This window comes from Colwellia sp. 75C3 (assembly GCF_002836255.1).
Classification (GTDB): Bacteria; Pseudomonadota; Gammaproteobacteria; order Enterobacterales; family Alteromonadaceae; genus Colwellia.
Genome location: NZ_PJAU01000056.1, coordinates 36664 through 61918 on the forward strand (window position 1 = coordinate 36664; position 25255 = coordinate 61918).

Genomic DNA, 25255 nt, shown 5'->3' on the forward strand with positions numbered 1-25255 from the left:
ATGTCAGCTCAACAGACAAATATATTCACTGACTTCATCCAGGCAGTTAGCGACTTCACTTTTCAAGGCTTTAGCTTCGAAGGGTTAGTCAACAATTTCCACTTTATTCGACCTTGGTGGTTATTGGCCTTTTTCGCGTTATTTTTAGTATTATTTTTATTGAAAAAAATTCGCTATTACCAATCACCTTGGCAGCATTTTTTACCTAGTCACTTAACCAATGCTTTGTTGGAAAACTCGCACAGTCAATCATGCCAAACAGTTCAATCATCACAAACACGTTATTTGTTAAAGCCAAGCGTTATTGGCGGTTGCATTATTTTCGCCCTTGCAGGACCTGCTTGGCAAAAGTTACCACAACCGGTTTATCAACTAGAACGTGGCGCTGTGCTTATCATGGATATGTCTTATTCCATGTATGCAACAGATGTGAAACCTAATAGATTAACCCGCGCCCGTTATAAAGCTATCGATTTACTTAAAAAAATCAACGAGGGTGATGTTGGCTTAATCGCCTATGCTGGTGATGCTTTTATTATTAGCCCGTTAACGCAGGATGTAAAAAATATAGAATTACTTTTACCCTCACTGTCACCTGATATTATGCCTGTGCCTGGAGCGAATGCTTTGGTGGCACTGATGTTAGCTGATCAAACATTGAAGAATGCGGGTCATATTAGCGGCGACATTTATTGGTTTACTGATGATATTGATAATGAAGAAATGTCAGATGTTTATGACTGGGCAAACGATAATAACCATAAAGTGAATATTTTAGGGGTTGGTAGTAAAACTGGCGCGCCAATAAAGCTAACTAGCGGTAAGTTACTTAAAGATAATAGAGGAGCTATCGTCATACCAAAATTACCTGAAAGTAGATTGTCGGCCATTGCTCAACGTGGCCGAGGTGTTTATCAAACCATGACAAATGATGACTCAGATATTAAAGCATTAACGGCTCATTTAAGCATTAACCTTGATGACAGCCTAGACTCGCAGGCATCAAATGAATCAAAAAGTAAACAAGCAATGCAAGGAGATCAATATCAAGAGCAAGGTCCTTGGTTATTACTTATCATTTTGCCATTACTGTTAAGCTATTTTCGACGCGGCACCAGTATCTTAGCAATAAGCTGGCTTATGCCACTGACCTTGTTGTTTAGTTTCACAACATTTAGCCCTAACAGCTATGCCGCTGAGCCTAATAGTTCACAAAACGCTGCACAGTCTGCTGCTGAAACCGCTAATACCAAAGCTACTGAGGAGACTAACGGTGAGCTTAGCGCTGAGTCTACCGTTAGCAGCGCTAGCCAACTGTGGCAGAATTTATGGCAAACGTCAGACCAACAAGCACAACAGCACTACCAACAAAAAGACTATCAACAAGCAGCTAAGCAATTTGAAGACAGTCAATGGCAAGGCAGTGCCCACTATAAAGCTGGTGATTATGAGCAAGCATTACAAGCTTTTCAACAGGGTGACAGCGCTCAAGCACTTTATAACCAAGGAAATTCTCTAGCGCAGCTACAAAAAATTGATGAAGCGATTGAAGCCTATAAAAAAGCGCTGGTAAAAAATCCTAACTTAGACGATGCCAAAGACAATTTAGCAAAGCTAGAAGCGCTTAAAAAACAGCAAGAACAAGAACAGCAATCGCAAGGTGACCAAGAAAATCAGGACTCTGAAGATCAATCAAAAGATGATCCGCAAGAGCAAAAAGATAAAGAAGGTGAACAGAAAAGTCAGGATGGTCAAAAACAATCTGAAGATCAGTCCAAAGATGATCCGCAATCAGATGACCAGCAGCAAGGTAATCCTGAAGAAAAAGAAGGTGAACAACAAGACGACCAAAAATCACAAGAAGCTAAACAAAAAGAGCAAGAGCAAAAAGAAAAAGAAGAACAAGCGGCTCAAGCCAAAGAATCTGATGAAGACCAGCAAGGCGAAGAAAAATCCCTAGCTCAACAAGCTATTGACAGCAAAGCCCAAGAAACAGAACAGAAACATCAACAACTATTAAATAAGGTAACAGATGACCCTTATTTATTATTACGAAACAAAATGCGCCTCGAATACCAAAAACGCCGAAATGAGGGTGCGTCCCAAGGAGTAACTAAAAAGTGGTAAGAAATTTTTCAATGCAATTCACAGCTAAATTGTCATATTTATCCCTGCAGAGCATTATGCTAGCGCTGTTAATTATCACTACCTTTTTATTAAGTAATAATGCCTACGCTTTATCAAAAATTACGGCAGTAGTTGATAAAAATCCTGCGATGATTAATGAGTCGATATTATTAACCGTTACTGCTGATGACGATGTTAATCGTAATGCTTTGGATACCAGCCCATTGCTTAGTGACTTTATTGTCGGTCAGACGTCAGTTAGCTCACAAACCAGTATGGTCAATTTTAAAACTACCCGTACTACTAAGTGGCAGGTCGTTTTAATTGCACGTAATGCCGGACAATTTGTCATTCCTGCGCTTAGCATTGCAAATCAACAAAGCGATCCGATAGAGCTGACTATTGTTGCAACGAAAGAATCTGGCAGCGATGCTCAAACTGATATTTTTGTGACCAGTGAATTATCCAGTAATGAAGTTTACGTGCAGCAGTTGTTGACCTTATCAATAAAACTACACTTTGCTGTTGAGCTTAAAAGTGGCAACTTAACAGAGCCAAGCTTAACCGGCGCTACTATTGAAAAGATAGGTCAAGACAAGCAGTCTGATAATATTATCAACGGTAAGCGTTACCGTGTCATTGAACAAACTTATGCCATAACACCAGAACAAAGTGGTGAGTTTACCTTAAAAGCGCCACTATTTTCTGGTGAGATATTACAAGAATCTAAACGGCGCTCAAGTTTTTTAAGCTTTGCCCAAACTAAGCCCGTGAGTATTTTAGGTGAGGAACTAAAGATTTCAGTTTTACCTATACCAGCAAACTACCCAAGTAATGCCCAATGGTTACCTACCGACATACTTACCCTGCATCAAGAATGGCAGACTGGTGACAAAAAATTTACCGTTGGCGAGCCTATCACACGTACTATAACGTTAACTGCAGCAGGTCTTTCAAAAGCACAATTACCAAAGCTTGAAATGAATAGTAGCCGAGGTTTGAAAATTTATCCTGATCAAGCAGAACTACACGCTAACTTAAGTAATGACCGATTAGTCAGCCAAAAAGTGCAAAACTTTGCCTTAGTACCGAGTGCAGCTGGCGAGTTTTTATTACCAGAAATGAGTGTTAGTTGGTTTAATACCATAACCAATAGAATCGAACAGGCGACTTTGCCATCACAGACTATTTCAGTACAAGCTGCAGAAGCAAGCTTTGCCGATAATTCTGCTAATGACTTTAATGCTGCAACCAATAAAATGGCTAACTCTACAAATAATTCAGCTAACAGTGTTAACGCGAGTAATAATCCTGAAAATTCAGCTGGGCAGCTTCCTGCTTTAGGTACACTCACCTCTGTTCAAGATAAACGTCTACAATGGCTCTTCCTTAGCTTATGGTTATTAACGAGTTTCGCATGGTTTGTTCACATGATTTATTTGAAGAAAAATAATCAGGCGATTAATAAATCTCAGACTAATCACTTAACGAATAACAATAATCACTATCTTGCCCTTTTAGCCGCTTGTAAGAAAAATAATGCTGAACAAGCATTAAATTTAGTATTACCTTGGTTAAAAGTATTACTTAGTCGTGATAACTCAGCATTAGAAATAAATAATATTGCCCAAGCTCAAGCTGTTGTGCAGGAGCAAAGCTTTGCCACCGCTCTTAATGATTTACAGCAACATCTCTATGGAAAAAGCGCGATAAATGGTGCACCTTCATGGCAAGGGCTTGCCTTATTAACGGCTATTCAAATGGTTGAAAAGCAACAAAGTACTAAAGTTAAAAACCATCAGATATCCCCACTTAACCCTTAATCCTCCCCTTAAAGATTGAGACCTATCTATACCCGTTACCATTCAAAGTGCAGGATGTCAGTGGGAATTAAAATGCCCTTTAGGCAAGGTTGATAATTAAAGCATAGTCATTCTATGGTTTGATTATTAACCGACGTATAAAGTCATTTTAAACCCATCGTAGAAGCGCTTGAGCAACATCACTTCATCGTTGCTATGATTTATAAGGGAATAACCCTTATTTCATCACAGCGCCTTGAATTGAAATTGCTCAAGCACTCTGAAACATGCATCTTGGATGGTAACGGGTATATACTCTATTAACATCCTTATTTACTGTTCACGGGACAGTAAATAAGGATGCTTAATAACTATTCTATTAAATAATGACTAAGCATTTATTCGATAATCACTAAATAATCACTCCCCTTTGAAATAAATTTCCTCATGCTAGGGTCTATAAACATATGATGACAAAACAAGTTAGATATGAAGCGCTAGTAAAGGCGCTACACGGTGATTTATATCGCTACGCCTATTGGCTCACCCATGAAAAACAGGTGGCTGAAGACTTAGTGCAAGAAACCTTTTTACGTGCTTGGCGAGCTCTTGACTCATTAAAAGATGAAAAGGCTGCTAAGTCATGGTTAATCACTATTTTAAGACGAGAGAATGCCAGACGTTTTGAGAGAAAGCGTTTTGAGATGAGTGAATATGAAGAAGCGACCATAACCGATACTAAATCAGTGACCACTGAACAAGAATTAGAAAATCACTGGTTAAGAGAGAAAATATCACAACTACCGCCAGAATACTCTGAGCCCCTTGTTCTACAAGTACTTGGTGGTTTTAGCGGTGAAGATATAGCCTCTATGTTAGATCTAAATAAAAACACTGTGATGACACGTTTATTTAGAGCGAGAAATCAACTTAAAGAAGCTTTAGAAGCAGAGCCCGTAAAACGAGGTACTTACAATGGATGATTTGCAATTTAGACGTGCTATATATGCCGATCCTAATAATCAAGATGCTGACACTGTCGCAGCGCAAAAAGAAGATCCAAGCAAAAAACAATTTGCCCAAGAAATTTCGAAATTGGATGAAAGAATTAAACAAGCACTACACGTACCTGTGCCTGATGACTTATGTAATAAACTGATTTTACGTCAAACGTTAGCAAGTCACCAAGTACACAAACGAAAAAATCGTGTGCATTTAGCGTTAGCCGCATCTGTCGCTATTGTCGGTGGCTTAATGCTTAACTTTTTACAGTTTTCCAGTGCTTATAGCAATTTAGGTGATTATGCCCTAGCCCATGTTTACCATGAACAAGGTAGTATTACTAACAATGCTAGTAGCCAAGTTACCTTAACGTCATTGAATAAGAAAATGGCTGCATTTGATGGTAACTTCAGTGAATCTTTAGGCAAGTTGTTATTTGCTGATTACTGTCGATTTGATGGTATGAAGAGTCTGCATTTAGTTTATCAAGGCAAAACTAGCCCTGTCACTGTCTTTGTTGTGCCTAAAAACGAACAACTCAGCTTTAGTAATGCCTTTAATGATAAGCAGTACTTTGGGAGCTCTATTGAGTTTAACCACAGTAATATCATTGTTGTCGCCGATAAGAATGAGTCTTTAGGACAATGGCAACAAAACATCAGTGAAACGGTATCTTGGTCTATTTAGGTATGCTATTTAGAAGTAATACATAAGAGCATCACAGCAAAAGATTTTACCTCATCATAAAAACAAAAAGCCCTGATATCACTGTTAACACAGTATCTATCAGGGCTTTTTTATTTTTATTGTATTAATCAAAATATCAGTTCTTACCTTATAAAACAGGGAAAAAACTGATATTTATATTCGCTTATAAATTATTTTCAAATAACTTGTAAATACGACGGTATTCATCTAACCATGAACTAGGTTGTACAAAACCGTGCGGCTCTACTGGGTAAATTGCCGTTTCAAAATCTTGCTTTTCAAGCTCAATTAAACGTTGAACAAGTCGTACCGTATCTTCAAAAAACACATTATCATCAACCATAGGTGCATTGATTAATAATGGATTTTTAAGCCCTTGTGCAAAATAAATTGGTGAACTGCGTTCGTACGCAATAGCATCATCTTCAGGAGTGTTTAAAATATTGGAAGTGTAACCATGATTATAATAAGCCCAGTCAGACACTAAACGTATTGCAGAGCCCGAAGCAAACAAATCAGGATCGGTGAACATTGACATTAATGTTAAGAAACCACCGTAAGAGCCACCATAAGTACCAACACGTTTCGCATCAACATTAGCGTTTTCAACTAACCATTCAACGCCATCACGCATATCTTCTACTTCAGGTTTACCCATGTGACGGTAAATAGCAGTACGCCAGTCACGTCCGTAGCCAGCCGATGCACGGTAGTCCATATCAATAACTACGTATCCTTGTTGAACTAACATAGAGTTGAACATAAATTCACGGAAATACCCTGACCAACCTAAATGAGAGTTTTGAAGATACCCTGCTCCATGAGTAAACATAACCGCACGATTTTTAGTTAATGTATTATCAAAGTTTTTAGGGAAATATACTTTTGAATAAATAGGCTCTTTTTGCTTGCTTGATGGAATAGCCACAACAGTAGGTGCAGTCCAAGGCATTGCTAGAAACTGATCTGATACAGTATGAGTAATTCTTTTCGCTGTATCAGTGCCTGCTAAACTCTTTACATAAAGTTCAGGAGGCATAGTAACGGTGGAGTGCTGAATTAATAACTTTGATTCATCAGGGCTGATCGCGTAATCGTTTTTACCGCCTAAATCAGTCAGTGCAGTTAAGTTTTTAGCTAAATCAACTTGATAGATTTCATAAATACCCGGGTGCTTTTTATTAGCCTTAAAAATAAAGCGCTGGTTATCTTGCATTACGGTAACACTGCTTACTTCAAACTTACCAGACGTTAACTTAACAGCTTTGCTGTTTAAGTCTTTATGGTACAAATGAGAATAACCTGACTCTTCAGATAAGTAATAAAGGCTTGCGTCCTTTCGAGTAGTACCATTAGCAGCTAACCAATCAAACTCATTAAAGCTCCAGTTAATCCATGCATCATCATGTAATTTATGTTGAGTAACAAGTTCATTGTTATCAAAATCAACCGTTGTTAACCAGCGAGTTTTGTTATCCCATGCTTCTAACATTAACGCTAGATGCTGACCATCGCTACTCCACTTAATAGGATTGTACATTTGCAGCACATGAATATTACGTGCCTTTTTCTCTGACTTATATGTTTTACCTTCACGAGCAAAGTTTTCAGCTTTAACGCTCGCTAAAACATCTTTATCAAAGCTTGGCAGACTGTCATAACTTAACGCTTGTTGTGTGCCTGTAGTTAAATCAAGTAAAAACAATTGCTCTTGATATTGTCTGTTGTTCGCAACACGAGCACGTACTTTCTCTGCAGCGATGATGCCATCTTTAGTAATGTAGTTAGGCATAATATCTGTTTTATCACGACTAGATTTTGCTGACGCTATGCTAACTAATAGTTTATCGCCCATTGGGGATAAGCTTGCGTGCGCTACGCGGTTGTCTTTGCCAAAGTAAAAATTTCTATCATTCACAAAAGTATTTTCTGCTGCAAGACGTTCTTTTTTCGTTTGTTTTAATTTAGTATTTCGCTGCTGTAAAGCAATATAGTCAATTAACTTATGCTGCTCTTTTTCTAAGTAACTTTTAGGTGCAGTAACGCCTGCAGGTTTTGCTGACATTTGTAAACTTGCCAACTCTTTAATTTGACCTGTTTGTAAATTATGGGCATAAAAAACATTCGCTATTTGGTAAGCAATATCACCATTAGTCAGAAATAGCGCATTACGCTCGTTATTTGAGGTAAAGGTAAGCTGTTTTATGACATTACTGGCGAGTGTTTTTACAAATACATCACCATTGAAAGTATAAACTTTATGAGTTCTAGCTTGATTAAGTAGCCCGTTTTGATCCGCAACCTTATGCTTATTCGACAACGCAACCTGTGTGGTCTTATTGCTATTTGATAGGTCCAGGGAATACAAATCACGTAGTGGGTTACCTAATTGCTTTTGCTGATAATAGACAGTGTTACTGTCATCACCCCAATACCAAGACTCTGGCGAACGACCGAACCAATCTGGGTCTGCCATTATTTGCTCTAAAGTAATAATATCGATTGATTGTGCATTAGTAGCAACAGCACCTTGAACTTTATCTGGCACACTAGTATTAAGTTTTTCATTAAGCTGAGTATTACTACAGGCAACTAATGATAAACTGAGTGCAGCGGCAATGAGTTGTATTTTCATAAAATAAATTCTTATGTTGAGTTCTTTTATTCTTTTACTCTTTTATTAAAGAAAAAAAGAATGAATGAGGAGTCGCCAAGCAATACCAATTAAATTGCTATTACTCACTAATACTAGCGGCTCTTGAGAATGTAATTAACCCGTTATCCTAATCGAATTGATAAATAATGTGTTAAAGAAAACGACCAATAGTGCTTTATCTGCGTTAAAAACACGGTAAAATAAAACGGTTTACACTTAATACCAATCGGGCTAACTTCTTGATCAATTAGCGAGCATTAATCCGTCGGGTATAATATCATCATTGGACATATTATTATGCTTTGCCCTTGCGGTTCTACCCTATTATTTAATACTTGCTGCCAACTTTTTATTACACAAAAACAATCACCCAGCACTCCTGAACAATTAATGCGATCGCGCTTTAGTGCCTATGCAACAAAAGCCGGGCAGTATATTTTTGATACCTACGGTGCAATGCCTCAATTAGAGCAATCAGTTAATGACATTCAGACATGGGCTGATGAATGCCTGTGGTTAGCATTAGTTATACATAAATCGACAGAAAGTACGGTTGAATTTTCAGCTTATTACATCGTTGACAATACTTTATACGAATTACGAGAGAAATCTAACTTCACCCTTGAAAAAGGCCAGTGGCGCTATATTGATGGCGATATTACTGCGCATAACGAACTCACGTTCAATAATGGTACTAGCACTATTAAACGCAATGATATTTGCCCATGTAACAAATTTCCAACGGCGTGGTCGGCAAAGAAAGGTAAAAAATTCAAAAATTGCTGTGCTAGGTGAACCGCTATCTGCGGCTAGATTTAGTTAAGCAGTGGTGCTTTAACTAAAGATTGTTGGATACCATCTAACCAGGCATTGGCATTAAAGCTTAAAGGCTGGCTAAGTTGTTTATCCACAGTACTGGCTAGTTGCTTTTCTTGCGCTTGATTTACTTGTAACTGATTGTTGTGTAGTTGGCTTACTTCTACCGCTTGTTTATGTTTGAGCTGAGTAAATAAGCTAGTATTGAGTAACACTTGGCTTTCGATATATTTTTTGTCATCTCGAAATGCCAAAGGTTTAGGCATCATAGCGTTAGTAAGATGTATATTAGCGAGATCGTTATCAACAATAGATTGTACTTGGTTAAATTGGTTAACGTCATCGGAGCTGGTTAATGCTAATGCCGCTTTTTCTGGTAGGTTAAATTGTTTTCTCAACGCGATGTTTGTAACATCAGCAACTGTCGCCTCTTCATCTTGTGGCAATAGAAATTGGCTTTGTTCACGAACATCTTCCGTTAACATAGCCAGCATCAAGGAAAAATCCGCACGACGCGCTTGTATTACACTTTCATTTAGCTGATCACCAAGCTGTAACTCATGAAGTAATACACTAGCGGATGAAAAGTCAGTGGCTAATTGTCCAGCACTGTCCTTTACCACGTCATTACTTTGTGAGGTATTAGTTGTTGAAAACAGTTGTGAAAGCTCTACCGCCAATGCCCTATCTCTTATTTATCTATGTCTTGATAAATAAGTTATCGGCTAAAAGTAAAAAACATTTAGCCGATAAGACAATAAATATAAAATAATTTTATAAAGTTACTGTCTTATCGACTGTTAACTTAAATAAATGAACTAAGTCAGCTTAGTGACTACCTGATTCAGTTACCCTACTAAATTAGCTTATGACATTAACTCTCTAGTTTTACTGGCCAAGTCAGTGTGAAAGATGCACCACCCAATTCACTATCTCCAATAGATGCCTGCCCTTGATGCCATTCCATTATACGAGCTACAATGGCTAAGCCGAGACCAAAACCACCTGTTTCACGGTTTCTCGATTGATCGCCACGTGAAAAAGCATCAAAGATAACTTGTTTAAATTCATCAGAGACACCGTCGCCATTATCTTCAACACAAATATTACATTGATCATCTACTAACGAAAGTGTGACCCTAACTTTATCGTTACCATATTTAATGGCATTACTAATAAAGTTATTAACAGCACGGTCCATAAAGTGACTGTCGCAACAAACATAATCGTCAGGCAACTTATTAACAAACTCTACCGAACTAACAAATTGATCATGACTGGCTATTTGTAAGGTGACTAAATTACTCAAATTAGTGCGGGTAAAATTAAGTTCCGGTTTATCACTATCAAAAGCGGCATAAATTAGCATTTCATTGATCAGTTCTTCTAATTCACACACATCATTTTTTATTTGGAGCTCATATTTCGCTCTTTTCTCATCATCTTTGATGGAACCAAGCATCTGTAAGGCAAACTTTGTTCGTGCTAGTGGCGTCCTCAGCTCATGTGAAACCGCATTGGTTAATTCTTTATGGGCTTCAATTAGCCGCCTTATTCTGGCTGCCATCATATTAAATGAGGCAATCATCGGCGCTATCATGGTTGATTTAGCCGCAGGAGCCTTACTATCGAACTGTCCTTGACCAAAGGCACGTGTCGCCTTTTTAAGCTGCTCTAAGTCTCGTGACATTGGCCACAACCAAATAAAGATAACCAGACCAAAAGTAGCAAGTATCAAAACACGGTAAGTTGATTTCACTCTGGGCCTGGTTGGCATTTTCACAGGACCTAAGGTAATAACTGATTCCGAATCTTCAAGTAAATAATGAATAACTACTTGATCATCGAAATGATAAATATGGGCATTGGAGTGTGATAGAACATGATGTTCGCTGTGATCAATAGCTTCAACTTCAGCTAAAGAGACTAAATTTAACTGTAATCCCCAGCGCTTGCCCGCGCTCGCGATTATCTTTTCCCAGTCTTCTTCCGGGTGTTTTTGAACATAATCTCCGGTAGCCATCATTAACGTTTTATAACCGGTATAGGATTCAATATCTTGCTCGAGATACGAAGTCCACACTTCATCAAGAGCCCAAGAAAAAATGATGAATGTGGAAATAATAAAGAAATAAAGATTAAAAAACGAACGGCCTAATTTCATCAAGGTACCTTATTGGCAATGTAAAATGAACTTAATAAAAAGGCTTTGTAACTGCGAAAAGTAAACAAAGCCTTGGTATATTTAGTACTGTAAAATCAAAGTAGCGTTACAGCGCTATAACTGAATGAGCCTAGCTCCATGCATCTGGAACGAACAAGTAACCTTGGCCCCAAATAGTTTTGATTCTAAAAGGTGTATCAGTGCTATCGTGCAATTTTTTACGTAAGCGAGATATACGAACATCAACACTTCTGTCTAAACCATCATATTCGCGACCAATTACCGCTTTATAAATATAATCACGGTTTTGTACTTCACCAGACTTACTAGCAAGTAACCATAACAAATCAAATTCTTGACTGGTTAAGTCAATATTTTCTTCTTGTAAAGTCACTTTACGTGAAGCTTTATTAATAAATAAGCCACCGCAAGTAATTTCACCTTTTTCTTCACTTTGATTAGGTAAATCACCGCGACGTAATAAAGCGTTTACGCGTGCTAGTAATACGCGAGGCTCAACTGGCTTGATTACATAATCATCAGCACCAATTTCTAAACCAAGCACCTGATCAAAGTCAGTACTTTTTGCTGTAAGCATTAATACTGGACCATTAAATTCTGGACGCAAATCACGACAAACACCGAAACCATCTTTACCAGGTAACATGACATCTAAAATAATAAGGTCTGGAGAGAAAAGCTTTACACGTTTCGCTACAGTGTCACCACGAAACTCTTGTTTCACATGGAAACCTTCACTCGTTAAGAAGTCGGTAACTAAATCTGACAATTGGCGGTCATCTTCAACCAATAATATTTTTTTTACGTTTGCATTACTATCTGGCATGTTCATTTCCTTATTTATTACACGGTACTAATATTGTAATGATAGATGACTGCAGTAACAGTTTTCTATATTGTATTGCTCATTTAGGGTTAGCTTAAACAAGTTATTACGGTTAAACAATAGGTTCTACTAGTTGTTACGATTAAATTACACTTTATAACAGGATGTGAGAAATAAAACTTGCGAGACGATAGATAAACACGCAAGATCATTGCCTTTATTTACCACGCAATACATGACGATATTGTTGCTAAAAATCTTTAGGAATTCTATGAAAATTATCTCTTTTAATATTAACGGCCTTCGTGCTCGTCTTCACCAATTACAAGCGATTATCGACAAGCATCAGCCCGATATTATTGGCTTACAAGAAATTAAAGTTCATGATGAAGTTTTTCCATTAGAAGCAGTTGAAGCAATGGGTTACCACGTATATTTTCATGGTCAAAAAGCTCATTATGGCGTAGCCATGTTATGTAAGAAAGAAGCTGATGTGGTACAAAAAGGTTTCCCTAGTGACGATGATGAAGCGCAAAAACGCATGATTATGGTAACTACTACCAATGAGAAAGGCGAAAAAGTGACTGTCTTAAATGGCTATTTCCCACAAGGGGAAAACATCAGTCACGAAACTAAATATCCTTATAAACGTCAGTTTTATAAAGATTTGATGACTTACCTTAACGATAACCACACAAATGATGAAAATGTCGTTGTAATGGGCGATATTAATATTTCTCCACAAGACTTAGATATTGGTATTGGTGACGTAAACAGCAAGCGCTGGTTGAAAAGCGGAAAATGTTCTTTCCAACCGGAAGAAAGAGAATGGTTAACAAGGTTAATGGATTGGGGATTTGTAGATACCTTCCGTATGCTGCACCCTGAAACGACTGAGCGTTACTCGTGGTTTGATTATCGCTCACGTGGTTTTGATGATAACCGTGGTCTTCGTATTGATGTTGTACTAGCGACAAAAGAGATGGCCGCACAATGTATTGAAGCCGATATTGATTATGAATTACGCGGTATTGAAAAGCCTTCAGATCATGCACCTATTTGGTCAACATTTTCATAAGGTTTATTGTTAATGCATACTGACATGTCTAATAACGTCGCGAGTAAAAAATTAGCCCAATACCGTTGCCCTCTTTGTCAGCAAGCTTTATTACTTGTTGAAAAGAGTTACCGTTGTGAAAATAACCATAGCTTTGATCAAGCAAAACAAGGTTATGTTAATTTATTACCCGTCCAGTTTAAACACTCAAAGGAACCAGGCGATAATAAAGCAATGGTACAAGCTAGGCGCGCTTTTTTAGATAAAGGCTATTACCAGCCTTTACTTGACAGTATGTTGGCGTTATATCAAAAGTATGGTGATAAAAACCTAGCTGTTTTTGATGCTGGCTGTGGTGAAGGTTTTTATACACATCAACATAAAACTGACAACAACAGTGTCTACGGTGTTGATATTGCTAAAGAGACCATAAAGATTGCGGCAAAACGTTATCAAGATTGCTTTTTTAGCGTAGCAACGCTTTCTGACTTGCCTTTTGCTAATAAACATTTTGGTTGGCTTTATAGTGTTTATGCACCCATCTTAGAAAATGAGTTTACCCGCATCTTACAAGATAAAGGCTATTTATTGACGGTTACCCCCGCCGATAATCATTTGTTTGAGCTTAAATCACTGATATATCGACAAGCAAATAAACATGATACGGCTAAGCAAGTAATTGAAGAGTTAACCTTGGTTGAAGAACAACGCTTGAACTATCCAATGAACTTTTCTGATAGTGACGATGTACTGAACTTATTGGCAATGACGCCTTTTGCCTTTAAAGCCAGTGAAACGTTAATTAGCGAGTTAAAGCAACAAAAAGAATTTAGTTGCCAAGCTGATTTTGTATTACGTTTGTATCAGAAGACATAATGCTCTAAAGACAGAGTAACCAAATAACGCGCGTTACTCTGTTCTTGCATAAGTTAATTGTAAAAGTTGCGCCAGATCGATATAGCGGGGTTTATACGTTGTTAGCTTAGCGATAGCATTATCATTTCTGTGACCATTGCTATGCTTCCCTTGTTCGATAAATTGTTGTTTTACCTTTTCTACACCACTGTGATACCAAGAAGCCAGCGAAGGTGGTAATAACTTATCTGCTTTAACACCTGAAAAAACTAATGCTTGTACCGGCAGGCTTAATAAAAACAAACCATAAACAAGTGCTTGAGGTAGTGCATTGATTGCATTACTTATAGAGCCTTGACCTAGAGGATAACCTGAGGCGACATAAAGCTGCATAACGACAGTAAACATGGCTAACGCAGGAAAATATCGACAAACAAAGCGCGCGCTTTGCACACCTCGATAATCTTCGAAATAGTGAGTTAACTCTGGCTTATCGGGCCAAAGAGATAAGTATTTTTTACCCAAATAAATGAGTTGTACAACGGAGATATTCATACTTCTACTATAGCAGCTAGTCCCTATACTCGCTAGCAATCAAACTGCTCTATAAGTCATGTGTTTTAATGTTCGCAAGTATATAACAACAATCGAATACACTTCCCTATTACGAATAGAAATCATTAAAAACACAATTAAACACGATTTTATTGTATTGCATCAATATATATTCGCCAGTCAAGCGCTATAATAGTTGCAACGTTATTTTGCATCTAATTATTTTTGCAACTAATTATTCGATATATTTCACTTTTTTAAAAGACAACAGACATGACTCAACAAAAACTTCAGAGTAAAGACTCTGTTAATACTGATGCTATTTTAGTGATAAACTGTGGCAGCTCTTCTATTAAATTTTGTTTAATAAAGCCAGCGACCGGTGAAACATTATTATCGGGTTTAGCCGAATGTTTACTTAGCCCTGAAGCAAAAATCACTATCAAACGTGATGGTGAAAAACAAAGCTATAAATTACCTGATGCTTTTGATCATCAAACAGCACTCTCTGTATTGGTGGAGCAATTACAACAACTTAACTTGGTCAAAGATATCAGTGCAATTGGGCATAGAGTTGTTCATGGTGGTGAACATTATTCACAACCAACATTAATTACTACCGAGGTAGAGCAAAGCATTAGTCAATTGGCAAAACTAGCGCCATTGCATAATCCAGCCCATCTCATCGGTATAAAAGCATGCCAAGAAGCCTTTGAAAACTTACCGCAAGTAGCCGTGTTTGATACCGCATTTCATCAGAGCATACCTGAAAAAGCCTACATCTATGGTCTGCCCTATTCTTTGTATAAAGACCATGCAATAAGACGTTACGGCTTTCACGGAACTAGTCATTATTTTGTCGCGAAACAAGCAGCTAAGCAATTAAAGAAACCACTAGCGCAATGTAACTTAATCAGTGCACATTTAGGTAATGGTTGTAGTGTTACCGTTATTAAAAATGGTGAAAGTGTTGATACCAGCATGGGCATGACACCTGGCGAAGGCGTAATGATGGGTACTCGCTGTGGCGATATTGATGCCGGTATTATCTTTCATCTAGTCGATAATTTAGGTTACTCCATCGCAGATGTTAATAAATTACTCAATAAAGAAAGTGGTTTATTAGGTGTTTCAGGCCTGAGCAATGACTGTCGTACTCTAGAAAATGCCATGTTAGAAGATAACCATGTTCAAGCGACATTAGCACTGACGGTATTTTGTTACCGTATAGCCAAAAGCATTGCCTCTTATAGCGCCAGCTTAACGCAATTAGATGGTTTAATCTTTACCGGTGGTATTGGTGAAAATTCAAGTTGGATACGCGCTGAAATAGTTAAACAGTTAGGTTTATTGAATTTCTCACTCGATGAAGAAAAGAACCAAGCTACTCGCTTTGGCGCCTCAGGTAATATCGCGACTAAAAGCTCAAGAGCTTGTTTAGTTATTGCCACCAATGAAGAATGGGTCATTGCCGAGCAATCAGCTCAGTTATTAACAAATTTAGCTAAATAGCGCTTCAAATAAAGAATATATAGGATTTGATTTATGCCACATAGAATTATGCTAATCCCTGTTGGCTCAGGCGTAGGCTTAACCAGCGTATCGTTAGGTTTATTGCATGCTTGTCAGCAAAAAGGAATAAAAGTAGGACACTTTAAACCTATTAGCCAACCCTCACGTAATAGCTTAGCTAAAAAGAATAAAACCATTGAAGCAATTAGCTTATCTCAAAATAGTACTAGCGTATCGCTTAGCTATGTAGAAGGAAAAATGGGCGATGGTCTTCATGATGTTGTACTAGAAGAAATTGTTGCTAACTTTAATGCTTTTAAAAAAGATCACGACGTTATCATTATTGAAGGTTTAGTGCCAACACCTAGACAACCTTATGCGGGTCGCATTAACCGTGATGTAGCTCAAGCACTTGGGGCAAATATTGTATTAGTTGCCAGCCCTGGTGATGACAGCGCAGAAGAATTTGAAGACAGACTTGAAGTCAGCGCAGAAACCTATGGAGGCATAAAAAACAAACACCTCATTGGTTGTGTTATCAACAAGCTCAATTGCCCAGATCAAGAAGAATATGGTTTATTGCCCAAAGAAGAAGAAATAGAAAGTGATTTTAATCTAAACCATTGGTTAGATTTATCTATTTTTAAAGACCGACACTTTGATTTACTCGGCACAGTAATGTGGGACATCGATCTAATCGCTCCACGTGTGTGTGATATTAGTAACTACCTTGAAGCTAAAGTGCTTAACGCGGGTGATATGGCACATCGCCGTTTTCGCAGTGTTGCTTTTTGTGCTAGAACCGTATCAAATTTGGTCAGTTACTTAGTACCAGGTCGTCTTATTGTTACCCCTGGTGATCGCACTGACATTATTATTGCCACCTGCTTATCGGCGTTGAATGGTACAAAATTAGGCGGCTTAATTTTAACTAATGGTTTTGAACCTTCCGAGCAGGTGTGGGATTTATGTCAGCAAGCCCTTGATGCTGGCTTACCTGTTCTGTCTGTCCCCTGGGATACTTGGCAAACATCGCGTCATATCATGGGCTTTAACCCAGAAATACCCAAAGACGATATTCAGCGACAAGACAAAGTAAAACAACATGTTGCTGATAATTTAAGTAGTGATTGGCTAGAAAGCTTAACCTCTAAGAACAATAGTTATAACTTATTATCACCGCCGGCTTTTAGACATAAATTAACCGAGCTTGCTCGCCAAGCAAATAAGTTAATCGTTTTACCTGAAGGCACAGATATACGCACTATTAAAGCAGCAGCAATTTGCTGTGAACGTAACATCGCTCGCTGTCAATTGATTGGTAACAAAGAAGAAATTCTGCAAATTGCCGAACATCAAGGTATTCAGCTACCTGATAATTTAATCATAACAGACCCCGATTCTATTAGAGATAATTACGTTGGGCCTATGGTCGAGCTACGTAAAAATAAAGGTCTAACGGATGTTATTGCACTAGAGAACTTAAAAGACAATGTTGTTTTGGCCACTATGATGTTACAACTCGGTCAAGTTGATGGCCTTGTTTCTGGCGCTGTTAATACCACTGCAAACACTATAAGACCTGCTTTACAGCTGATTAAAACTGCGCCTGATAGCTCTTTGGTTTCATCAATTTTCTTTATGTTGTTACCTGATCAAGTGCTTGTGTATGGCGATTGTGCTATTAACCCTGAGCCTAATGCCGAGCAGTTAGCTGATATCGCTATCCAATCTGCCGACTCTGCTAGAGCCTTTGATATTGAACCAAGAGTTGCCATGATCAGTTACAGTACCGGCAGATCTGGTCAAGGTGCTGATGTAGAAAAAGTCGCTAGAGCCACTGAAATAGCCAAAGCTAAGCGACCTGATCTAATTATTGATGGACCACTTCAATATGATGCAGCCATTATGGAAAACGTCGCCAAGAAAAAAGCGCCTAATAGTCCGGTAGCGGGTAAAGCGACAGTGTTTATCTTCCCTGACTTAAATACGGGTAACACCACCTATAAAGCGGTACAGCGTTCGGCTGACTTAGTCAGCATAGGTCCTATGTTACAAGGGATGAACAAACCGGTTAATGATTTATCTCGCGGTGCATTAGTCGATGATATTGTTTATACCATTGCACTAACAGCAATACAGGCGACGATGTAGCATCACATAGGTTTATTGGCTGAAATAAAGTAATAATCTTGGTTCTTTATTGGACATAATTAAATAACAAGACGGTTAAACGCATTTTTTGATAAGTTTAACCGTCTTAAAACTTTACTTATATAGATAAAAGAACCCAACAGTGTATTTTGATGACTTATCCACTTTATTAGTATTTAAACCCTAGCTAGTCAAAAAACGTACAACTGTTATTTCCCTTTTATTTCAATGTGATATACAGTTAACAACGTATTACGCACAATTCTATCCACAGGTTTTGTGGATAGAAAACCCTAAGGCAACTATTAATATTTCCGATAAATAACCGAGTAAAACTTTCGTAAACAAACCTTTTAGATAACTTCCCCCTAAATGTAGCTATTTTCAATGCGCAGACATTGATCGAGTCTATGATAATCTCAACACATTAAACAACACAGCAAGTAACTAGTGCTATAGTTATACCCACGCCCCCCGAGATTCAGTTTGATGTGTCATGGGAATATACTAAGAATATTAATCAAATAGATAGCTTTAAGGACATTAATGGCACAGTTAACGCTTAGACTTATTAACGAACAATTCGCCATCCACAGTTTATCCGAGAGTGCGACTATTCCGGGGGAAGTATTTAGCGCAAGTATGTTTTTTATTGCAAAGACTTTTGACGAAATATCCATTGTTTTACCACAAAGCATTATGATTGAAAGTGATGAAGTCGAGTTAAACTGGCATGCATTAGAAGTCGTTGGCCCGCTTGCTTTTACTATGACAGGGATTTTGTCGAATATCTCTACTGTATTGGCGAATGAAAAAATTAGCATCTTCGCCATTTCTACCTTTGACACAGATTACATCCTGGTAAAAGAAGAATGTATGAATACAGCCATTGAAGCACTACGCGCTAACCAATATTTGGTGATATAGTGACAAAGCTATTCTTTTTCTTTTGATAATAATCAGCCGGTAAGCTAAGTAATTTAGACACAGTGGCGGTAGTCAGCCTCTTTAGTATGACCAGAACTACGTTAGGTTTTGCTGATCTAACGGTCCTGATCAGAAAAGTATAGTCGACGCCTTTCTTACGAATCCTGCTGAATTTCCAATGATTTTTGTTTAATAAAGTCGATAAACACGCGGTTTTTATTAGGCATATATTTACTTTGCACATACTGCAAACAAATATCACCGTGGTAACTGCATTGTAAATGCCAATCTTTCAATAACGGAATTAGTTTTCCCGCTTCAATCCCTTTTTGCGCGGTGTAATCAGGTAAAGAACCGACACCAAAGCCTTGTTCAATGGCATCTCGACGCATTTCACTATGGTTAAGTAAATACGATCCTGTTACTTCTACAGTTGTTTTTTGATTTTTATTACTAAATCGCCAACGATTATCTGTCATATTTTCGCCTAAGCAAATACACGGTAAATATTTTAAATCATCGGGGTGTGTTGGCAGAGTATGGTTCGCGAGGAAATCAGGACTGGCACATAATACCTGTTCAACACGACCAATTTTAACATTTACCAACGCTTCAATTGGATAGTCATTAATATGAATTAAGAAATCAACGCCGTCATGAATAGGATCTAAAATACGGTCGGTTACTTTTAAATGTAACTGAATGTCCGGATAGCATTTTAAAAACTCAACAAAGAGTGGACGTAATACCTGATTCGCTAGTGATTTTGGTGCAGCCACTCTCAGTAAACCACTAACCGTCGATGTTGCAGAGCGACTGGCATTCACTGCTTGCTCAGCAGATTCAACCATCTGTTTGCAATAATCAAACGTTATTTTCCCTGACTCAGTTAATGCCAATTGTCTTGTCGTTCGCTGTAATAATTTGATACCTAACGCATCTTCTAATCGACTAATTTGTCGGCTAACTGCCGAGGGAGTAATTCCTAGTTTCCTTGCCGCTTTACTAAAGTTCCCCTGCTCAACCACAGTAACCAAAATAGCCATGTCAGCTAATAAAGGCATTAGTTTATTTGTGTCCATGAGGCACAAGTCCTTTTACAAATGTGTGTATTGTTTTAAATATCTCATAGATTAACATAGTTGTTGGATAATAAGCGGCTTGCTTGAACAGACTTCACATTGTAAGAGGAAAATATGGAAGCACTAATAAATACGTATATGGCAGAAATTATTGCGGTAAGTACAATCGCTATTTTTATGGCTATGTTACCAGGAGCTGATTTTGTGATGGTGACGCGTACCAGTATCTACAATGGTCGTTTAGCCGGTTTATATATGAGCTTAGGCATGTGTTTATCTGTTTGTATTCATGCCAGTTATTCAATTGCAGGATTAGCCGTAATTATTGCAAATTCGCCATGGTTATTTACGGCCATTAAATACTTAGGTGCCGCGTATCTTATTTATATTGCCTGGCAGTTATTAACAACACCTGCTCTTTTAAATAAAGATAAAAACAATAAAACAGCCCGGATGTCAGCTTTTAAGGCATTACGTTTAGGCTTTACTTGCAATATATTAAACCCCAAAACATCTATCTTTTTCTTGAGTATTTTTACCCAAGTTGTGTCGGTAGATACGCCCTTAATAATGCAAATAACTTATGGATTGATCATTATGTTGGCACATTTCATCTGGTACAGCGGTATTGCTTTATTATTATCACACCCAAATATTTTGCCTCGCTTCAATAGACAAAAACAGAAAATTGATAAAGTGTCGGGGTTTGTCTTAATGATAATTGCTATAAAACTCACCTTAGTAAATTCTATTTAAGTAAAAGTCTGTTTCATATTTCGATTTGGACAATAAATTTACTACCGAAATAGCACAGGTTATCGATATTAAAGAGCCATAGCATCTCTGGTGATTAGGCATTCAGCTATCCGAAGAAAAGCGGATATAGCCTATCGTTTCTGATATCATATTAAGCCTTGATTATTAGACATTGGAAACGCTCAGAGATGATTATCTTATACGGCATAAAAAATTGCGATACCGTGAGAAAGGCCACTAAATGGCTTGAAGCAAATGACATTGCACATCAGCTTTATGACTTTAAAAAGCAACCGTTAACCGCCGAGTTATTAACAGAATTTGTTAGCCAAAGTGATTGGTCTTTATTATTAAACAAGCGCAGCACAACCTTTCGTAATCTGCCTGATGAGATAAAAAACAACTTAACAGATGAAGTTATATTTGCCACCGTGCTTGAGCAACCTACACTGCTTAAAAGACCGCTATTGCCATTAAATGGTGAACTCAACCTTGGTTTTAAAGTAGATCAGTACCAAACTCTTTTCGCTAATAAATAATTAATTTTTTCGATTAAAAATACGTCACTAAAACCACTTCATTGTAATTAAGTAAAGGTAGTCCTTGTGAGTCAAATTGAACAAAAAAATCAAAGCGCTGTTATCGAGTTGGCAATAGATCTAATGTCTAGAGCTTCAGTTACCCCTGAAGATGCTGGTTGTCAAAAACTGATGGCACAGCGATTAGCAAAGCTCGGATTTACTAATGAAAGTATGATTTTTGCTGATACCACAAATCTTTGGTCTCGTCGTGATAGCACTGAAACCAAGAAAGAAAACGATGTAGTGTTTTGTTTTGCTGGTCACACAGATGTGGTGCCTGCCGGTAATCTTGAATTATGGAATACGCCGCCATTTGAACCAACAATTATCGATGGTATGTTATATGGCCGCGGTGCGTCGGACATGAAAGGTAGTCTGGCGGCAATGATAGTAGCGACAGAGCGCTTTGTTCAAGACCACCCAGATCATCAAGGTTCAATTGCTTATTTAATAACAAGTGATGAAGAAGGGCCATTTATCAATGGCACCACTAAAGTTATTGATACCTTAGAAGCACGTAATGAAAAAATAACTTACTGTATTGTTGGTGAGCCTTCAAGTACTCACTCTGTCGGCGATATTGTCAAAAATGGTCGTCGTGGTTCGATTTCAGCTGAGGTAGATATTAAAGGTAAACAAGGCCATGTTGCCTACCCTGAGCATGTGAGAAATCCCATTCACTTAGCTATGCCTGCGTTAACCGAATTAAGTTTAGTTGAATGGGACCAAGGTAATGATTATTTCCCTGCTACCAGCTTTCAACTGTCTAATATTAATGCCGGTACTGGTGCAACAAATGTTGTACCTGGCCATATCAATGCCTTATTTAACTTACGTTACAGCACTGAATTAACAGACCAAATTATTGTAAAACAAGTAGAGTCTATCCTTGATAAACACCAACTTGATTATGATATAAAGTGGACCTTTAATGGTAAGCCATTTATTACTGAACATGTTGCATCAGAGCACGGTTTTTTAAACGCTGTTAGCCAAGCAATATTGTCGGTTACCGGTAAAGAGACGCAGTTATCTACGTCTGGTGGCACTTCAGATGGTCGATTTATCGCGCCAACAGGGGCACAAGTTATTGAACTTGGACCCTGTAACGCCACTATCCATCAAGTAAATGAGTCGGTTTGTTGTGATGATTTAGAAAAGCTCGTTGATATTTACTATCATTGTTTAGTTAATGTTCTATGTACGCATAAAACAAATACTTAGTTCTTTCTTTAGTTAATTCTCTATTTAATTAGTCATAAGGGTTAATTTAGCTATGCTAACGAGCAAGCACATCAATCCAGCTCAATTACTGGGTCAAACCGACGTTCACTTACACTATGTAAATGAACGAGTTGCCATTCATAAAGAGATGAAAGCCACTTTTGATGTGATGGTGGCAGCGGCTAAAGGTGATGGCATCGAGCTAGAAATTGCCAGTGGATTTCGCTCATTTGATCGACAACTTATGTTATGGAATAACAAGTTTTCGGGGAAAACATCGATTAAAGATAGTGACGGAGAAGTAGTTTCTCTAGGAGACTTATCTCCTCTTGAACTAACTCACAGTATTTTACTTTATTCTGCCCTACCTGGGGCAAGCCGCCATCATTGGGGTTGTGACATTGATGTGTACGCGCCAAATCTATTAGCTGAAGATTATCAATTACAACTTGAACCATGGGAATACAGTGAACAAGGACCATTAGCAAAGTTATCAGCTTGGCTTGGTCAATACGCGCACCAGTTTGGCTTTTATTTCCCTTACGCACGCTTTCAAGGTGGTGTTGCCAAAGAGCCTTGGCATTTATCATACCTGCCATTAGCTCAACAATACCAACAAGCATTTGATGTAGAACTATTAACACAAGCACTAAAAAACAGCGCTATATTAGGTAAAGATGTCATTATTGAAAATATAGATGACATAGCAAATCGTTATATTAACAATGTTTGTGATGCACCAAGCAATGTTATACTGGCTAAATAGTCATCGAAGGTACTAATTTTAGCGAATTAACTCCACCAACTTACCAAGAGGCAGCCCAATGGACAATTGGTTAGCTATTTTTATGATAGTAATAACAGTCGTTATTATCATAGGAAATTTGAGCACATTTCAAAAAAGCTCAAAACAAAGAATGCGTAAAAAAAGTTTAAACGACCGAGAAGAGACACTACCTAGAACAAATAAAAGTGCTCATAAAATGAAACCTGTCGAGAAAAACCCTCTGAAATAAACAGCAAAATTCAGACATAAAAAAACTCCAACTATCGGAGTTTTTTTATGTCTGTAAAGTTATATCCCCAAGCCTCACAAACCAGTTTAGGGATATACTTTACTTAGATCAATCTAACGTTAGAAAACATCTCTAAACGATAAACCTTTTTCTATTACTGGGAATATTCTTTCTAATGTTTCAAGTGGTAATGGCTCACCTGCAGCATTATAAATAGTTACTGATGTCTTATGGTTAAGTTCGTCAAGCGGCGCTAATACAAATTGATAATTAGCATCATTAACATCGACTACTGGCGCATCATCACCCCAGATACTGTCCCATATACTTGTATCCGGTTGAACGAAGTCTACATAATAAATCTTTTTATCTTCATTAAGATCGTTAATAGTAAAGCCATTGTTTTCGAAGAATAATGGCATGTTACCCCATAAATCCTCTAAGCCCATTTCAACCACATAAGCAGGCTCTTCTTCAATATTTTTACCTAGGGTTACTAATTTTTGATTCGCACGAGTTAAACGATCTGCACGTTGTTGAACACGATAGTTATAATCAACGGCGGCTATTAACTCATTAAGCATCGCTTTTTCGGCGCGTTGCTTATCAATAGGATCCATTGTTTTGCTACCACCTGTTTCATCCGTTTGAATGAAATCGATTAATGAAACACGTAATGAAACACTACGACCATGCGGTTTAGCAAGTAATTGGTAACGAAAGCGCAAACTCTTAGAGAATTGAATGTCAGTGAAGATCCAACCAGCATCAATTTCATTATGATACCAATCAGACTCAATTATAGCCGTTTTAATACCTTCACGTTTGATACTGGTTTCTTTTAAACTGGTCGATCCTTCAATAACTTTACTTAAGGTTACTTCCGTATCTTCTTCAACGTAGTTATAGGTAATTTCGTCTTCCGTTAACTGTTCTTTGACCACCTTTTCGATAAATTCTAATAAATCTTTGTCTTCCAATACCTTATCAAACCAAATGATGGCGATATTTGATTCATCAACAACACGTGAAGACGCAGCAACAGGCATAACTAAAGAAGGTGCTCGAATATCCATGTCCTTTCCGACAGGACCTTGATGGTTTATCTTATTTGTGATAAAAAAATCTTTAGTTTGCTTTGGTTTATTCAAATTAGCAGGAATAACGAGATCGTTAGCTTCAGGCTTATGCTGATAATCAAAACTACCTTGTGCTTGTTTATTATTAACAGATCCACAAGCTGTTAGTGACAAGGCTAACAGTGATAAATAAAATGCTCTACAACTCATTAAAACTCCTGTGGCTTAGGTTATTGATAGTCAAAACCCTCTAAGCTCACTAAAAAATACTAAAAATAATTCGATATAATACAGGGCAAATACAGCGCCCCATGGTACTTGGCTGATTTTACAAA

21 protein-coding genes are annotated in these 25255 nt (G+C 37.8%); 14 read left to right on the forward strand and 7 right to left on the reverse strand.

All coding sequences use genetic code 11. The features are described 5' to 3' along the window. The 4 genes from CXF85_RS15485 to CXF85_RS15500 all read left to right on the forward strand — a co-directional run bounded on the left by CXF85_RS15485 (position 1) and on the right by CXF85_RS15500 (position 5618). Positions 1–2127 (forward strand): vWA domain-containing protein, encoded by a 2127-nt coding sequence (locus CXF85_RS15485; RefSeq protein ID WP_101229562.1) that lies wholly within the window; start codon positions 1–3, stop codon positions 2125–2127. A gap of 11 nt (positions 2128–2138) precedes the next feature. Beyond that, entirely contained in the window at positions 2139–3950 is a 1812-nt protein-coding gene (locus tag CXF85_RS15490) for a BatD family protein (RefSeq protein ID WP_232771226.1), read from the forward strand. 446 nt (positions 3951–4396) lie between these two features. Beyond that, positions 4397–4912, forward strand: coding sequence for a sigma-70 family RNA polymerase sigma factor (locus CXF85_RS15495; protein ID WP_101229563.1), 516 nt, complete (start codon positions 4397–4399; stop codon positions 4910–4912). Further along, entirely contained in the window at positions 4905–5618 is a 714-nt protein-coding gene (locus CXF85_RS15500) for a DUF3379 family protein (protein ID WP_101229564.1), read from the forward strand. The genes CXF85_RS15495 and CXF85_RS15500 overlap by 8 nt, the downstream gene beginning before the upstream one ends. A 184-nt stretch (positions 5619–5802) precedes the next feature. Here the strand turns inward: CXF85_RS15500 and CXF85_RS15505 are convergent, their stop codons facing one another. Then, entirely contained in the window at positions 5803–8274 is a 2472-nt protein-coding gene (locus tag CXF85_RS15505; RefSeq protein WP_101229565.1) for a S9 family peptidase, read from the reverse strand. 318 nt (positions 8275–8592) lie between these two features. Between CXF85_RS15505 and CXF85_RS15510 the strand changes: the two genes are divergently transcribed. Continuing rightward, the gene (locus CXF85_RS15510; protein ID WP_101229566.1) at positions 8593–9090 is read left to right on the forward strand and encodes a YchJ family metal-binding protein; all 498 of its coding nucleotides are present in this window, start codon (positions 8593–8595) and stop codon (positions 9088–9090) included. Positions 9091–9110: 20 nt separating this feature from the next. Here CXF85_RS15510 and CXF85_RS15515 read toward each other — a convergent pair whose 3' ends face one another. From CXF85_RS15515 to CXF85_RS15525, 3 genes are all read right to left on the reverse strand, one after another. Continuing rightward, positions 9111–9791, reverse strand: a complete 681-nt coding sequence (locus CXF85_RS15515; protein WP_232771227.1) for a VC2046/SO_2500 family protein — start codon at positions 9789–9791, stop codon at positions 9111–9113. Between the two features lie 194 nt (positions 9792–9985). Continuing rightward, the gene (locus tag CXF85_RS15520) at positions 9986–11275 is read right to left on the reverse strand and encodes an ATP-binding protein (protein ID WP_101229567.1); all 1290 of its coding nucleotides are present in this window, start codon (positions 11273–11275) and stop codon (positions 9986–9988) included. A 130-nt stretch (positions 11276–11405) separates the two neighbouring features. Continuing rightward, positions 11406–12122, reverse strand: a complete 717-nt coding sequence (locus tag CXF85_RS15525) for a winged helix-turn-helix domain-containing protein (RefSeq protein WP_101229568.1) — start codon at positions 12120–12122, stop codon at positions 11406–11408. A gap of 271 nt (positions 12123–12393) precedes the next feature. Here CXF85_RS15525 and xthA point away from each other — a divergent pair, with 271 nt between their 5' ends. Continuing rightward, a complete protein-coding gene (gene xthA / locus CXF85_RS15530; protein WP_101229569.1) occupies positions 12394–13200 on the forward strand; it encodes an exodeoxyribonuclease III in 807 nt (268 codons plus the stop codon). 24 nt (positions 13201–13224) lie between these two features. Then, entirely contained in the window at positions 13225–14055 is an 831-nt protein-coding gene (gene rlmA, locus CXF85_RS15535; RefSeq protein ID WP_232771228.1) for a 23S rRNA (guanine(745)-N(1))-methyltransferase, read from the forward strand. Between the two features lie 33 nt (positions 14056–14088). Here the strand turns inward: rlmA and CXF85_RS15540 are convergent, their stop codons facing one another. Beyond that, the gene (locus CXF85_RS15540; protein ID WP_101229571.1) at positions 14089–14589 is read right to left on the reverse strand and encodes a DUF412 family protein; all 501 of its coding nucleotides are present in this window, start codon (positions 14587–14589) and stop codon (positions 14089–14091) included. Between the two features lie 273 nt (positions 14590–14862). Here CXF85_RS15540 and CXF85_RS15545 point away from each other — a divergent pair, with 273 nt between their 5' ends. From CXF85_RS15545 to CXF85_RS15555, 3 genes are all read left to right on the forward strand, one after another. Continuing rightward, positions 14863–16101, forward strand: a complete 1239-nt coding sequence (locus tag CXF85_RS15545) for an acetate/propionate family kinase (protein ID WP_101229572.1) — start codon at positions 14863–14865, stop codon at positions 16099–16101. Positions 16102–16134: 33 nt separating this feature from the next. Continuing rightward, entirely contained in the window at positions 16135–18255 is a 2121-nt protein-coding gene (gene pta / locus CXF85_RS15550; protein ID WP_101229573.1) for a phosphate acetyltransferase, read from the forward strand. 546 nt (positions 18256–18801) lie between these two features. After that, positions 18802–19182: an ACT domain-containing protein gene (locus tag CXF85_RS15555; protein WP_101229574.1), complete on the forward strand. Its 381-nt coding sequence runs from the start codon at positions 18802–18804 to the stop codon at positions 19180–19182. A gap of 155 nt (positions 19183–19337) precedes the next feature. Here the strand turns inward: CXF85_RS15555 and CXF85_RS15560 are convergent, their stop codons facing one another. Beyond that, positions 19338–20264 carry a LysR family transcriptional regulator gene (locus CXF85_RS15560; protein ID WP_101229575.1) on the reverse strand — a complete coding sequence of 309 codons (927 nt, stop codon included), beginning with the start codon at positions 20262–20264 and terminating at the stop codon, positions 19338–19340. Between the two features lie 114 nt (positions 20265–20378). On the opposite strand from CXF85_RS15560, the gene CXF85_RS15565 reads away from it, so the two are divergent. From CXF85_RS15565 to CXF85_RS15580, 4 genes are all read left to right on the forward strand, one after another. Then, positions 20379–21020: a LysE family translocator gene (locus CXF85_RS15565; RefSeq protein ID WP_101229576.1), complete on the forward strand. Its 642-nt coding sequence runs from the start codon at positions 20379–20381 to the stop codon at positions 21018–21020. Between the two features lie 188 nt (positions 21021–21208). After that, positions 21209–21559, forward strand: coding sequence for an arsenate reductase (locus CXF85_RS15570; RefSeq protein WP_101229577.1), 351 nt, complete (start codon positions 21209–21211; stop codon positions 21557–21559). 75 nt (positions 21560–21634) lie between these two features. Beyond that, positions 21635–22825, forward strand: a complete 1191-nt coding sequence (dapE, locus tag CXF85_RS15575) for a succinyl-diaminopimelate desuccinylase (RefSeq protein WP_442871877.1) — start codon at positions 21635–21637, stop codon at positions 22823–22825. A 52-nt stretch (positions 22826–22877) separates the two neighbouring features. Beyond that, on the forward strand, positions 22878–23591 hold the full coding sequence (locus CXF85_RS15580) for a M15 family metallopeptidase (protein WP_101229579.1): 714 nt from the start codon (positions 22878–22880) through the stop codon (positions 23589–23591). A 369-nt stretch (positions 23592–23960) separates the two neighbouring features. On the opposite strand, the gene bamC is transcribed toward CXF85_RS15580, so the two are convergent. Next, positions 23961–25130, reverse strand: coding sequence for an outer membrane protein assembly factor BamC (bamC, locus tag CXF85_RS15590; protein WP_101229581.1), 1170 nt, complete (start codon positions 25128–25130; stop codon positions 23961–23963). Positions 25131–25255 lie beyond the last annotated feature (125 nt).

What these genes read in the sequence shown, in the direction of transcription:
- CXF85_RS15525 (WP_101229568.1), bottom strand. Translation starts at nt 12,122, where the DNA reads ATGCCAGATAGTAATGCAAACGTAAAAAAAATATTATTGGTTGAAGAT.
- CXF85_RS15495 (WP_101229563.1), top strand. Translation starts at nt 4,397, where the DNA reads ATGATGACAAAACAAGTTAGATATGAAGCGCTAGTAAAGGCGCTACAC.
- xthA (WP_101229569.1), top strand. Translation starts at nt 12,394, where the DNA reads ATGAAAATTATCTCTTTTAATATTAACGGCCTTCGTGCTCGTCTTCAC.
- pta (WP_101229573.1), top strand. Translation starts at nt 16,135, where the DNA reads ATGCCACATAGAATTATGCTAATCCCTGTTGGCTCAGGCGTAGGCTTA.
- CXF85_RS15555 (WP_101229574.1), top strand. Translation starts at nt 18,802, where the DNA reads ATGGCACAGTTAACGCTTAGACTTATTAACGAACAATTCGCCATCCAC.
- CXF85_RS15500 (WP_101229564.1), top strand. Translation starts at nt 4,905, where the DNA reads ATGGATGATTTGCAATTTAGACGTGCTATATATGCCGATCCTAATAAT.
- bamC (WP_101229581.1), bottom strand. Translation starts at nt 25,130, where the DNA reads ATGAGTTGTAGAGCATTTTATTTATCACTGTTAGCCTTGTCACTAACA.
- CXF85_RS15490 (WP_232771226.1), top strand. Translation starts at nt 2,139, where the DNA reads ATGCAATTCACAGCTAAATTGTCATATTTATCCCTGCAGAGCATTATG.
- CXF85_RS15560 (WP_101229575.1), bottom strand. Translation starts at nt 20,264, where the DNA reads ATGGACACAAATAAACTAATGCCTTTATTAGCTGACATGGCTATTTTG.
- CXF85_RS15485 (WP_101229562.1), top strand. Translation starts at nt 1, where the DNA reads ATGTCAGCTCAACAGACAAATATATTCACTGACTTCATCCAGGCAGTT.
- CXF85_RS15505 (WP_101229565.1), bottom strand. Translation starts at nt 8,274, where the DNA reads ATGAAAATACAACTCATTGCCGCTGCACTCAGTTTATCATTAGTTGCC.
- CXF85_RS15580 (WP_101229579.1), top strand. Translation starts at nt 22,878, where the DNA reads ATGCTAACGAGCAAGCACATCAATCCAGCTCAATTACTGGGTCAAACC.
- rlmA (WP_232771228.1), top strand. Translation starts at nt 13,225, where the DNA reads ATGTCTAATAACGTCGCGAGTAAAAAATTAGCCCAATACCGTTGCCCT.
- CXF85_RS15565 (WP_101229576.1), top strand. Translation starts at nt 20,379, where the DNA reads ATGGAAGCACTAATAAATACGTATATGGCAGAAATTATTGCGGTAAGT.
- CXF85_RS15510 (WP_101229566.1), top strand. Translation starts at nt 8,593, where the DNA reads ATGCTTTGCCCTTGCGGTTCTACCCTATTATTTAATACTTGCTGCCAA.
- CXF85_RS15520 (WP_101229567.1), bottom strand. Translation starts at nt 11,275, where the DNA reads ATGAAATTAGGCCGTTCGTTTTTTAATCTTTATTTCTTTATTATTTCC.
- CXF85_RS15545 (WP_101229572.1), top strand. Translation starts at nt 14,863, where the DNA reads ATGACTCAACAAAAACTTCAGAGTAAAGACTCTGTTAATACTGATGCT.
- CXF85_RS15540 (WP_101229571.1), bottom strand. Translation starts at nt 14,589, where the DNA reads ATGAATATCTCCGTTGTACAACTCATTTATTTGGGTAAAAAATACTTA.
- CXF85_RS15570 (WP_101229577.1), top strand. Translation starts at nt 21,209, where the DNA reads ATGATTATCTTATACGGCATAAAAAATTGCGATACCGTGAGAAAGGCC.